Raw genomic sequence first — 12479 nt, forward strand, 5'->3', positions numbered from 1 at the left:
CGCCCGTCCCGCTCGCTAACCGAGTTGCAAGAGAGGACGCATTTCTATGAAAAAATGGCTGGGGCGCACGGGCATTGCGCTGCTCGTGCTGGTGCTTGCAATATTCATCGCGCTGGCGACGTGGGAGCCCTTCTGGGCCAAGCGCGACGCCCTGGTGCTGGCCGACCGCACCTATACCGCAGAAATCATCCGCGACGAATTCGGCGTTCCGCACATCTACGGAGATACCGACGCGGATGTCGCCTATGGCGTGGCCATCGCGCATTCGGAAGACGATTTCTCCACCCTGCAGGACGTCATCGCGATGAGCCGCGGGCGCTATGGCGCGATCGCCGGGCAGGACGGGGCGGCGTTCGACTATGCCTATCACCTGCTCGATGCGCGCGGCCTCGCGGAGCGCGACTATCCACAGTTGCCCGAAGACACGCGCGCGCTGTTCGACGCCTATGCTGCGGGCCTCAACGATTTCGCCGCCGCGCATCCGGGCGAGCGCAAGCTGGCCAATCTCTTCCCCGTAGACGGCGTCGACGTGGCGGCCGGCTTCGCCCTGCGCCAGCCGTTCTTCTTCGGCCTCGGCAATGTCATCGAACCGCTGGTTTCGGGCACGCCGCTGAAGCGCGAACAGGGGCCGGCGATACCCGGTGCCGGGCAGCCCGCGCCCGGCGAGGATGCCGCGCCGATTGTTCGCACCAGCCATACGCCGCGCACCCGCAACCCCGCCCCGCTGCCCTACGCCGACGAGGCCGCGTTCTCGGGATCGAACGCCTTTGCCGTGACGCCCGAGAAATCGGGCGGCCCCACGACGCTGATTTCCAATTCGCACCAGCCCTGGCGCGGCGGCGTCGCATGGTACGAACTGGTCGTCGAAAGCGGCGAGGGCTGGCATTTCGCCGGAGCGAACTTCCCCGGCAGCCCCTTCCCCTTCTTGGGGCACAATGCCGACCTCGGGTGGACCAACACCGTCAACACGCCCGACATGGTCGATGTCTATCAGTTGGTGCTGGACGACAGCGGCACGCGCTACCGCCTCGACGGCGAATGGCGCGAGCTGGAACAGCGCACGGTAACGCTGCCGGTGCGTCTCGGCCCCGTGGTGCTGCCGATCCGCCGCGACATCTACCGCAGCGCGCACGGCCCGGTGATCAAGAACGACAAGGGCGCTTTCGCCATCCGCTACGGCGGGATGGGCAATCTCGGCCAGCTGGATGCCTATTACCGGCTGAACAAGGCGGCATCGCTCGACGAATGGCAGGGCATCCTCGCGCGGATGGACATCCCCTCGACCAATTTCATCTATGCCGACAAGGCGGGCAATATCGCCAATATCTACAATGCCGCGATCCCCGCCCGCTCGGCCACCGTCGGCGGCGAACGGATCGACTGGCGCGGCATCCTGCCGGGCGACCGCAGCGACCTCATCACCCGCGGATCGGTCAGCTACGACCAGTTGCCGCGCTATGTGAACCCCGCCAGCGGCTGGTTGGTGGAAGCCAACAACAACCCCTTCCTCGATGCGGGAGCGGGCAGCAATCTGTCGCCCGGGGACTTCCCGCCCGAACTCGGGATCGAGCTCAAAGACACCAATCGCGGTACGCGCGGGGCGAAGTTGATGGCCGAGGCCGAGGTGCTCGACCGCGCCGCGCTGGAGCGGATCAAATACGACACCGCCTATGAGAACAGCGGCTATATCGCCCAAATGCTGCGCGACGTCGCGGCGATACGGACCGATGATCCGGACCTGCTGGCTGCCCAGCGCCTGCTCGGCGAATGGGACCTGAACGCGGACAACATCGGCCGGGGCGACAGCCTCGCGCTGCTGATGATCCGCCCCTTCATGGGGTCGAGCTACAGCAACGACCCCTGGCCCGATGCCGAAACGGAGCTGCAGCGCTCGGTGGACCACCTGCTGCGCCACTTCGGCCGCATCGACCCGCCGATGGGCGAGCTGCTGCGCCTGCGCCAGGGCGACGTCGACCTGCCTCTCGACGGCGGATCCGACACGCTGCGCGCCTCGACGCTGTGGGACATCGACGACGATGGACGCCTTTCGGTGCGGCATGGCGACAGCTTCATCCAGTGGGTCGAATGGATGCCCGGCGAGCGGGTCTCCTCGCGTTCGATCCAGCCGTTCGGTTCGGCCACCACCCGGCCAGCTTCCCCGCATTATGCCGATCAGTCTACGCTGTTCGTCCAGCATCGCTTGAAGCCCGTCCACTTCTGGCGCGAGGACGTCCTGGCCAATGCGGCGTCGCGGAAAACCGTGACCAATCGCCGCTGACCCGTTAGCCTGCTCGCATTGACGAGATTTAAAAACCCGATCGAGGTACCATGCAAATCAAGCCCCTCCTCACTGTAAGCGCCCTCGCCCTCGCGCTGGGCACCGCGGCCCCAGCGATTGCCGCCACCGCGCAGGCCAATGCCCCCATTGCCGCAGCCGATACCGCCGCGCCCGCCGAACTGACCGCGCTGGTCGACCAGGTCGACATCCCGTTCGAGAAGTTCACGCTCGACAACGGGCTCGACGTCATCGTCCACACCGACCGCAAGGCTCCCATCGTGGCCGTCGCGGTGTGGTACAATGTCGGATCGAAGGACGAACCCGAAGGCAAGTCCGGCTTCGCGCACCTGTTCGAACATCTGATGTTCAACGGCAGCGAGAACGCACCGCAGGACTATTTCCAGTACCTGCAGGAAATGGGCGCGACCGATTACAACGGCACGACCAATTTCGACCGCACCAATTATTTCCAGACCGTGCCCCGCCCCGCGCTCGAACGCGCGCTGTGGCTGGAAAGCGATCGCATGGGCTATCTGCTCGGCGCGGTCACGCAGCAGAAGCTCGAGAACCAGCGCGGCGTCGTGCAGAACGAGAAACGCCAGGGTGACAACCAGCCCGGCGGCCTCGTGTTCTACGAGATCGTCAAGGCGCTGTTCCCCGCGCCGCATCCCTACGACCACACGCCGATCGGCTCGATGGCCGACCTCGACAGCGCCAGCATGGACGACGTCCGCAGCTGGTTCCGCGACAAATACGGTCCCAACAACGCCACCGTGGTGCTGGCGGGCGACGTGTCGGCTGAAGAAGCGCGGCCGCTGGTCGAGAAATATTTCGGCCCGATCGCGCGCGGCCCGGTCAACGACCCGGCCGACGCCGCCATCCCCGAGCTTGCCGAAGACGTCCGCACGGTAATGCGCGACCAGGTCGCAGCGGTCAGCATCGACAAGTACTGGACCGCACCGGGCATCACCGACCGCGAACTGACGGCGCTGACCGTGGGCGCGCAGATCCTTGGCGGGCTGTCGTCGAGCCGGCTCGACAACACGCTGGTGCGCGACGAGCAGCTGGCGGTGAGCGTTTCGGCCGGCAACTACGCCTGGCAGCGCGTCGGCATCCTCAACGTCTCCGCGACCGCGCGTCCCGGCGTCGAGGAAGCCGAGGTCGAACGCCGGCTCAACGAACTGGTTGCCCAGTTCATCGCCGAAGGCCCGACCGAAGACGAAGTGCGCCGTGCGGCGACCAGCACGGTTGCCGACACGATCCGCGGGCTCGAACAGGTCGGCGGCTTCGGCGGCAAGGCCGTGACGCTGGCATCGGGCGAAGTGCTGGCCGACGATCCTGCCTTCTACGCCCGCCAGTTCGAAATCCTCGCCACGCTGACGCCCGCCGAAGTGCAGGCGGCCATGCAGCGCTGGCTGACGCGGCCGTCCTTCACGCTGGTGCTCGAACCGGGCGAGCGCGACGGGTCCTACGAAGAAGCGGCGAGCGTCGCCGAAACCGAGGCCGACGTGGAAGCTGGCGCGCCGGATGCCCTGACCGTGACCGAAGTCCGCCCCGCGCCGCCGATCGAATCGGTTGCCGAGCTCGACTTCCCCGAGGTGCAGCACACCGCGCTGGCGAACGGCATGACGCTGCACTACGCGCAGCGCGACGCCATTCCCGCCACCTATGTCACGCTGTCCTTCGATGCCGGCAGCAGCGCCGATCCGGCGGACATGCGCGGGCTCGAAGGCCTCTCGCTCAGCCTGTTCGAGGAAGGCACCACCAGCATGAGCTCGCGCGAGATCGCCGAGACCAGCGAACGGCTGGGCGCGAACATCTCGCTCGGTGGTGGCGCCGACCGGTCCAGCTTCACGCTGTCCGCATTGTCGGCCAATCTCGTCCCCTCGCTCGAACTGCTGTCCGACATGGTGCGCAACCCGGCGTTCGACCCGGCCGAAATCGACCGGGTCCGCGCGCAGCGCATCACCAGCGTCGAACAGGAACTGCGCACGCCCGCGGCCATTGCCGCGCGCACTGCGGCACCGCTGATCTACGGCGCCGACAGCCCCTATGCCGGCCCCGACAGCGGGACCGTCGCATCGCTGACCGCGATCACGCGCGAGGACATTACCGCCTTCAAGGACCGCTGGATTCGCCCCGACAATGGCGAAATCTTCGTGGTGTCGGACCGGCCGCTGGCTGAAATCGTGGGTGCGCTGAACGGCGTGTTCGGCGACTGGGAAGCCCCCGCCGCGGCCAAGGGCACCAAGAGCTTCGCCGACGCGCCCGAGGCAGCCACCGAAAGCCGGATCGTGCTGGTCCACCGGCCCAATTCGCCGCAGAGCTATATCTATGGCGGGCAGCTGACCCCGGTCGATCCGCGCGGCGAGACCTATGTCGATTTCCTCAACGCCAACAATGCGCTGGGCGGCAACTTCCTCGCCCGGCTCAACATGAACCTGCGCGAGACCAAGGGCTGGAGCTACGGTGTGCGCGGCGCCCCGCTGACCAATGAGAACGCGGTCGCCTATACCGTGCGCGCGCCCGTCCAGGCCGACCGCACCGGCGATGCGCTGGCCGAACTGATCCGCGAAACCGGCGAATTCCTCGATACGCGCGGCGTCACCGACGAGGAGCTGACCCGGATCGTCACGGCCGAGATCGGCGAACTGCCCGGCCAGTTCGAAACCTCGGGCGCGATCCTCGGCGCGATGCAGTCCAATGCGCTCTACGGGCGGCCCGACGATTACTACGAAGTGATCGCCGATCGTTTCCGCGCGCAAACCACCGACAGCCTCGATGCCGCAGCCCGCGCAGCGATCGACCCCGACCGTTTCGTCTGGGTCGTGGTGGGCGATGCAACGGTCGTCGAACCGCAACTCGAACAGCTCGGCCTGGCAGTCGAACGCATCGAAATGGCGGGAACCGACTAATTGACATTCGTGTCAGCAGGCCCGATTGAAATGGGACTTTGAACCCCCAAGCGAAGAGAGGAATTTCCATGTCCGTAGCAGGTACCTACGATACCGTCGTGAAGAGCCCGATGGGCGACCAGAAGGGCACGCTGACGGTCGTGCCGAGCGACGACGGCAACAGCTTCACCGGCTCGATGGCCGGTGGCATGGGCTCGATGGACATCACTGACGGCACGATCGAAGGCGATACGCTCAAGTGGAAGATGGACATGACCGTCCCCATGCCGATGACGCTCAACTGCACCGCCACCGTCAATGGCGACCAGATGACCGGCACCGTCAATGCGGGTGCTTTCGGCGACATGCCGCTGACCGGCGAACGCCAGGGCTGATCGGCCCGGTCCGTGACGCGAGGGGCGTCGGGAGCGATCCCGGCGCCCTTTTCTTTGGCATGCTTGAGCCAGTGGACGGAACTTCCACCCGGACCGGGGCTTGGAAGAAGGACAGCATGGACGACAGCGACCCTCCCAAGCCGCGGCACCGCGCGATTCCCAGCAGCCGCGCGGCGCGGCTGGGCACCTTCGGGCGGCTCGCCGGCGGGGTTGCCGGGGGCATGCTGGGCGAAGGCGCCCGGCGGCTGGCCCGCGGCGAGCGCCCGCGGATGCGCGACCTGCTGCTGACCCCGGGCAATGTCGGCCGCCTGGCCGATCGCCTGTCGCACCTGCGCGGTGCGGCGATGAAGCTCGGCCAGATGATCTCGATGGATGCGGGCGACATGCTGCCCGCCGAACTCACTGCCATTCTCGCGCAATTGCGTTCGCAGGCCTATCGCATGCCGCCGCAGCAATTGCGCAGCGTGCTCGACGCGGAATGGGGGCCCGACTGGCGGCGCCGCTTCGCGCGCTTCAACGCCACCCCGATTGCCGCGGCATCGATCGGGCAGGTGCACCGCGCGGCACTGTCCGACGGGCGCGAAGTGGCAATCAAGGTCCAGTATCCCGGCATTCGCGAAAGCATCGATTCCGATGTCGACAATGTCGCGACCCTGCTGCGCGTATCGGGCGTCCTCCCGCGCGAGCTCGACCTTGCGCCGTTGCTGGGCGAAGCCAAGCGGCAGTTGCACGAGGAAGCCGATTACGAACGCGAAGCGGCGCAGATGACGCGCTTTGCCGACTGGCTGGACGGACACCCCGACTACATCGTCCCGCGCCCGCTGCACGAACTGACCACCGCACGCGTGCTGGCGATGGATTTCATCGACGGCCAGCCGATCGAGGCGCTGGGCGAAGCGCCGCAGGAGACGCGCGATGCGGCGATGCGCGACCTGATCGCGCTGGTGCTGCGCGAGTTGTTCGAATTCGGCGCGATGCAGACCGATCCCAATTTCGCCAACTACCGCTTCCAGCCCGACACCGGGCGCTTGGTGTTGCTCGATTTCGGGGCGACGCGCGATGTCGATCCCGCGACCGCCGAAGGCTATCGCACGCTGCTTGCCGCCGGGCTCGCAGGCGACCGCGACGCGGTGCGCGAAGCTGCGCAGGCAGCGGGCTTCCTGGGCGAGGCAGCCATTGCCCGTCACCGCCCGCTGGTCGACCGGATGATCGACATCGTGGTGACCGAGATGAACCGGCCCGGCCCGTTCGACTTCGGCGATCGCGGCTTCATCGAGGTGCTGCGCGAACAGGGGATGGAAATGGCCGCCGACCGGTCGACCTGGCACATCCCCCCGGTCGAGACGCTGTTCGTCCAGCGCAAGATCAGCGGCACCGCGCTGCTCGCGGCGCGGCTCGCAGCGCGGGTCGACGTGCGCGAACTGGTACGCCCCTACCTTGCAGGTGGCAGCGCCTGACGAAATTGGGCTGCCGGATCGCTCCGACAGCCCGTGTTCGTGACTGCGGCCCGGCCTAGCGGACCCCGGGCATTGCCTTGGTCAGGCGCCGGGACGGTTCAGCCAAGCTTGTCCTTGAGGATCTGGTTGACCACCGCGGGATTGGCCTTGCCCTGCATCGCCTTCATCGTCTGGCCGACGAAGAAACCGAACAGCTTGTCCTTGCCGCCTCGATATTGTTCGACCTTGTCCTCATTGTTGGCGAGGATCTCCTCGATGGCGGCCTCGATCGCCCCCGTATCGGAGACCTGCTTGAGGCCCTTTTCATCGGCGATCGTCTCGGGCTCGCCGCCGTCCTTGAGGACGATTTCGTAGATTTCCTTGGCCTGTCCGCCGGAAATCTCGCCCTTGTCCTGCATCGCCAGGATGCTGGCCTGCGCTGCGGCAGTGGCATTGGCCATGTCGGCTTCATCGCCCAGCGACTTGACCACGCCCGGCGCGACCGAAAGCGCCCAGTTGGCGACCTGCGTGGCGACCTTGGCTTCGCTCTTGCCGATCTTGGCAGCGGTCGCCGCAAGCAGCGTTTCGAACCGTGCGAAGGTTTCCACCTCGGCTGTGAGTTCGCGCGCATTGTAAGGCGTCAGGCCCAGTTCGCTTTCGTACCGCTTGCGCTTGGCGTCGGGCAGTTCGGGCAGCGAGGCGCGGCATTCCTCGAGGAAGCTGTCCTCCAGTTCGAGCGGGAGCAGGTCCGGATCGGGGAAATAGCGGTAGTCATGCGCATCTTCCTTGCTGCGCATGGTCCGGGTGGTGCCGGTGCCGGGATCGAACAGCCGCGTTTCCTGGTCCACGCTGCCGCCATTCTCGATCACGTCGACCTGGCGGTTGGCTTCATATTCGATGACCTGCATCACGAAGCGCACCGAGTTGACGTTCTTCGTCTCGGTCCGGGTGCCCAGCTCGCCGCCGGGCTTGCGCACGCTGACATTGACGTCGGCGCGCATCGAGCCCTCTTCCATATTGCCGTCGCACGAGCCGACATAGCGCAGGATCGAACGCAGCTTGCGGACATAGGCGCCCGCTTCGGCGGGGCTGCGCATGTCGGGCATCGAGACGATTTCCATCAGCGCCACGCCGCTGCGGTTGAGATCGACATAGGACATGGTCGGATGCTGGTCGTGCATCAGCTTGCCCGCATCCTGTTCGACATGGATCCGTTCGATCCCGATGACCTTGTCCTCGGGAATGCCGGCCTTCTCGTCGGCATCGATCAGCAGCTGCCCTTCACCCACCAGCGGGTGGTAGAGCTGGCTGATCTGGTAGCCCTGCGGCAAATCGGCATAGAAGTAGTTCTTGCGGTCGAACCGCGACCACCGGTTGATCTGCGCCTCGATCGCCATGCCGGTGCGCACCGCCTGGCGGATGCACTCGCGATTGGGCACGGGCAGCATGCCGGGCATTGCCGCATCGACGAGGCTGACCTGCGTATTGGGCTCGGCACCGAAGGCAGTCGACGCGCCGCTGAACAGCTTGGCGTTGGAGGTGACCTGCGCATGGACCTCGAGGCCGATCACGACCTCCCATTCGCCCGTTGCGCCCTGGATGCGGTAGTTACTCATCGTCTTTCGGCTTTCCATTGTCACTCTTGAACCGCGCCTCGCCGTGGTTGATCCGCTTGGACAGGATCGCGGGCAGCGCCATCACGCCCAGCACCGCCACCGCGGCGACCAGCGTGAAGATGGCCTCGTTCACCACCATTTGTCCGGCTGCGCGTCGAACCCGGCGCGCTGCTGGATCGCGAGGCCGGTGTTGAGCACACCCTGTTCGTCGAAGGGCTTGCCCACGATCTGCAGCCCGAGCGGCAGACCGTCGTCATTGACCATGGCGGGTACGCTCATCGCGGGCAGGCCGGCCAGCGATGCCGGCACGGCGAAGACATCGTTGAGATACATCGTCAGCGGGTCTTCATTGAGCGAACCCAGCGGGAAGCTGGCGGTCGGCGTGGTCGGCGCGAGGATCGCGTCGCACTGGCCGAACGCCTGCTCGAAGTCCTGACTCACCAGCGTGCGGATCTTCTGCGCCTGCGTGTAATAGGCATCGTAGAAGCCGGCGCTCAGCACATAGGTGCCGATCAGGATACGGCGCTTGACCTCGTCGCCGAACCCGGCGGCGCGGGTGGCGGCATACATGTCCTGCAGGCCCGCCCCGTCAGGCAGGTCGCGCAGGCCGTAGCGCACGCCGTCATAGCGCGCGAGATTGCTCGAGGCCTCGGCAGGCGCGACAATGTAATATGCGGGCAGCGCGTATTTGGTATGCGGCAGCGAGATATCGACGATCTCGGCGCCCGCATCGCGCAGCCATTCCTTGCCCTGTTCCCAGCTCTTGAGAATGGCCTCGTCGGTGCCGTCCATCCGGTATTCCTTCGGGATACCGATCTTCTTGCCCTTGAGGTCTGCCGACAGGCCCGCTTCCCACTGCGGCACGTCCAGCTTGAGGCTGGTCGCGTCCTTGGGATCGAAACCGGCCATGGCCTCGAGCATGATCGCGCAGTCTTCGACACTGCGTGCCATCGGGCCCGCCTGGTCGAGACTGGAGGCGAAGGCGACGACGCCCCAGCGGCTGCAGCGGCCATAGGTCGGCTTGATCCCGCAGATACCGGTGAAGGCGGCGGGCTGGCGGATCGAACCGCCGGTATCGGTGCCGGTGGCAGCGGGCGCGATCCGCGCGGCGACCGCGCTGGACGAACCGCCCGACGAACCGCCCGGGCTCATTGCGGCATTGGTGCCGTTCTTCTTCCACGGCGAGGAGACATTGCCGAAATAGCTGGTCTCGTTCGAGGAACCCATCGCGAACTGGTCGAGATTGAGCTTGCCCAGCATGCCCGCACCCGCATCCCACAGCTTCTGGCTGACAGTGCTTTCGTACTGCGGCGTGAAGCCTTCGAGAATATGGCTCGCAGCGGTGGTCTGCACGCCCCTCGTGGCGAACAGGTCCTTCATGCCGATCGGCACGCCGCCCATGATGCCCAGATCCTCGCCCCTGGCGCGCTTGGCATCGGCGGCATCAGCCGCCGCCAGCGCATGGTCCGGCGTGGTCACGATGAAGGCATTGAGGTCGGCCGCTTCGGCCACGGCGGCGTTGAAGGCTTCCGCCACTTCGCGCGCGGTGAAGCTGCCGCCCGCCACGCCATCGCGGATCGCCTTGACGCCGAGATCGGTCAATTCGCTCATGCCTCGTCACCCTGAACTTGTTTCAGGGTCCATTTCGCCACAATCACGGTGTCGTCCCCTAAAGAGCTGCGTTCCTGTTCCTGGATCCTGAAACACGCGCGGCTTAGCCGCTGTTCAGGATGATCGAATGAAAATGCGTGGCTTTTCATTCGATCACCTTGGGCACGCCGAAGAAGCCGTGTTCGGCGGCGGGGGCATTGGCCAGCACATCCTCGCGCCGTCCGCCAGCGGTCAGCGGGTCGGCGTCGACGACATCGTCGCGCAGGCGCAGCGAGTTGGGAATGACCGCGGTCATCGGCTCGACGCCGCTGGTATCGACCTCGCCCAGCTGTTCGACCCAGTTGAGGATATTGTTAAGTTCGGGGACCATCGTATCGAGTTCGTCATCGCCCATCTTGATGCGGGCGAGCGAGGCGATCTTGGCCACTTCTTCGCGTGTGACTGACATGCTCGCGCGTTAGCCGCGCGCGCGGCCCGCTTCAAGCAGCGATGCTGCAGCGCAATGCTATTCGAAGGGATCGCCTGCGGGCTGGCCGTCGATATAGACCCGCCGCCCGGTCCATTCGCGGATTTCCACCTGCGATCCCGCGCGCTGATTGGGCGCGTCGAACTCCGCCCTGATCGCGGCTTCGCGGGCTGCCGTTACAGCTGGTTGATCGGCGGGCCCGGCAAGATCGAACTCTTCCCAAGCGATGCGCCCGTCCTCGACCAGGGCGACCCTGCGCCGCCCATTGTCGCCGGCCCCGGCATCCAGCGCCACGCAAGGGTTGTCGCAGCGCCACGGCGAGGCGCGCACATGGTTCTCGACGTGGCGACGCAGCGTCTCGTCCTCGAACTGCATCCGCAAATTCGCGAGCCGCTCGTTGCGCTCGGTGCCTCTCTCGACATCCCGATAGGTGCGGGCTTCCTGCGCGAGGGCACCGGCAGCGAGTTCTGCCACCTCGGCATCACTGCCCTTCGCCAGCCGCGCCAGTCCTTCGCGCCCGGCCTCGCCGAATTCCCAGCGCAGCGCGTCAAAGTCGAAGTCGTCCACCGCAACCCTGCCGCTTTCGAGCCGGGCGATCTGGTTCCTCGCCGATATCGCACCGAAATCGAACAGCGGCAGCGCGAGCACGAAGGCCAGCCCGCAGGTCGCCACCGCGAGATGCATGTTCGCGGTGCGGACGCGGTCCATCCAGCCAGTCAGTCGTCCGCGGATCGGTGCAATGAAATAGGCCATGCCGTAAGCGACCGCGACCGCCACCGCGACGATGCCCCAGAGCCGTTCGGGGCTGAGCCCGTATTCGGCGACCCGCGTTCCGGTCGAGACTGCCGCCAGCAGCGCCAGCGGGAAGATCGCCAGCGCCAGCACCAAAGCGGCCCAGCGCAAGACGCGATTTGCGCTGACTTCGTGATCGGCGTTGCGAATCACCGCATTGACCAGGACGAAGCCCGCCACCGCCACCGCCACCGACAGCAGCAGCGGCGTGGGGCTTTCGGTCGCATTCCACAGCACCGCTATGCCGCTCGCCAGCACGGCGAGCAGGAAGATCGCCAGCGCGGCCGCCAGCGGCACGGCGATAATCGAGAACACCAGCATCACCACCGATTGCAGCGTGCCGATGATCTTCAACTGGTTGCGCAGCACGCCCAGAGCGGCGCCGAATGCCGCACCCGAGAAGATCCAGCCGAACCAGGCCTCGTCGACCACGTTCTCGACCACGTCGATATCGATGGCGGAGAAGAGCGCGGCGAGCAGCACGGCCAGCAGCCAGGATACACCGGTGAAGGCGAGCGCCCCGGCGCCGCTGATGGCATCGGTCCATACGTGGAAGTGGGTCTGGTCGTAGGCCGTCCGCCAGCGCAGCCGGTGGAACCCCGCCTGGAACAGCGGCAGGGCCAGCGTTATCGCGACCAGCCCGGCGGCGACCCAGAAAGGCTCGTCGGCATAGCGGTCGCCCGCGCTCGTCACCCGCCAGGCGATCCCCGCCATGACCAGCGCGACCAGCCCGGCGAAGACCAGCGGCTCCTGCCAGCGGATACGCTCGACGGTGAAGGCCAGCGCCAGCGGACCGAAGACGAAAGCGGCGGCGAGCGCGGCCCGCCACGGCGGCATGTCGGCCGCGTTCCAGTCGGACAACAGGTGGACGGCGAGCCCGGCGACGCCCAGCAGGACGGCGAGCGCCCAGGGCCGCAGCGGCCAGTCGGCATGGGCTGCGGGCGCGTGAACGGCGATTGCCTCGGTCATGCGCCCTCCCCCGGCGGCCGGC

Annotated in this window: 10 protein-coding genes; 4 read left to right on the forward strand and 6 right to left on the reverse strand. The window is 66.6% G+C overall.

Going from position 1 to position 12479, the window contains the following annotated elements:
- The first annotated feature begins 46 nt into the window (after positions 1-46).
- The 4 genes from GRI55_RS00410 (at position 47) to GRI55_RS00425 (ending at position 7024) form a co-directional block, all read left to right on the forward strand.
- Positions 47-2278 (forward strand): acylase, encoded by a 2232-nt coding sequence (locus GRI55_RS00410; RefSeq protein ID WP_160765835.1) that lies wholly within the window; start codon positions 47-49, stop codon positions 2276-2278.
- 50 nt (positions 2279-2328) lie between these two features.
- A complete protein-coding gene (locus tag GRI55_RS00415; protein ID WP_160765836.1) occupies positions 2329-5193 on the forward strand; it encodes a M16 family metallopeptidase in 2865 nt (954 codons plus the stop codon).
- A 68-nt stretch (positions 5194-5261) separates the two neighbouring features.
- Positions 5262-5567: a hypothetical protein gene (locus GRI55_RS00420; protein WP_050600802.1), complete on the forward strand. Its 306-nt coding sequence runs from the start codon at positions 5262-5264 to the stop codon at positions 5565-5567.
- 116 nt (positions 5568-5683) lie between these two features.
- Complete coding sequence (locus GRI55_RS00425; RefSeq protein ID WP_160765837.1) at positions 5684-7024, forward strand: ABC1 kinase family protein; 1341 nt, start codon at positions 5684-5686, stop codon at positions 7022-7024.
- 98 nt (positions 7025-7122) lie between these two features.
- Here GRI55_RS00425 and gatB read toward each other — a convergent pair whose 3' ends face one another.
- Genes gatB through GRI55_RS00455 form a run of 6 tightly spaced genes read right to left on the reverse strand, consistent with a single transcriptional unit; the run spans position 7123 to position 12457 of the window.
- Positions 7123-8619 carry an Asp-tRNA(Asn)/Glu-tRNA(Gln) amidotransferase subunit GatB gene (gene gatB, locus GRI55_RS00430; protein ID WP_160765838.1) on the reverse strand — a complete coding sequence of 499 codons (1497 nt, stop codon included), beginning with the start codon at positions 8617-8619 and terminating at the stop codon, positions 7123-7125.
- Positions 8612-8752 carry a hypothetical protein gene (locus tag GRI55_RS00435; protein ID WP_156488953.1) on the reverse strand — a complete coding sequence of 47 codons (141 nt, stop codon included), beginning with the start codon at positions 8750-8752 and terminating at the stop codon, positions 8612-8614. Before GRI55_RS00435 ends, gatB begins: the two co-directional genes overlap by 8 nt.
- Positions 8749-10230, reverse strand: coding sequence for an Asp-tRNA(Asn)/Glu-tRNA(Gln) amidotransferase subunit GatA (gene gatA / locus GRI55_RS00440; protein ID WP_160765839.1), 1482 nt, complete (start codon positions 10228-10230; stop codon positions 8749-8751). The genes GRI55_RS00435 and gatA overlap by 4 nt, the downstream gene beginning before the upstream one ends.
- Complete coding sequence (locus GRI55_RS00445; protein WP_157052141.1) at positions 10227-10379, reverse strand: hypothetical protein; 153 nt, start codon at positions 10377-10379, stop codon at positions 10227-10229. Before GRI55_RS00445 ends, gatA begins: the two co-directional genes overlap by 4 nt.
- On the reverse strand, positions 10376-10678 hold the full coding sequence (gatC, locus tag GRI55_RS00450; protein ID WP_050600806.1) for an Asp-tRNA(Asn)/Glu-tRNA(Gln) amidotransferase subunit GatC: 303 nt from the start codon (positions 10676-10678) through the stop codon (positions 10376-10378). Before gatC ends, GRI55_RS00445 begins: the two co-directional genes overlap by 4 nt.
- A 57-nt stretch (positions 10679-10735) precedes the next feature.
- Positions 10736-12457 (reverse strand): DUF4153 domain-containing protein, encoded by a 1722-nt coding sequence (locus GRI55_RS00455; protein WP_160765840.1) that lies wholly within the window; start codon positions 12455-12457, stop codon positions 10736-10738.
- Between the last annotated feature and the right edge of the window lie 22 nt (positions 12458-12479).

Origin of the sequence: Qipengyuania citrea (assembly GCF_009828015.1) — a bacterium.
Taxonomy (GTDB): Bacteria; Pseudomonadota; Alphaproteobacteria; order Sphingomonadales; family Sphingomonadaceae; genus Qipengyuania; species Qipengyuania citrea.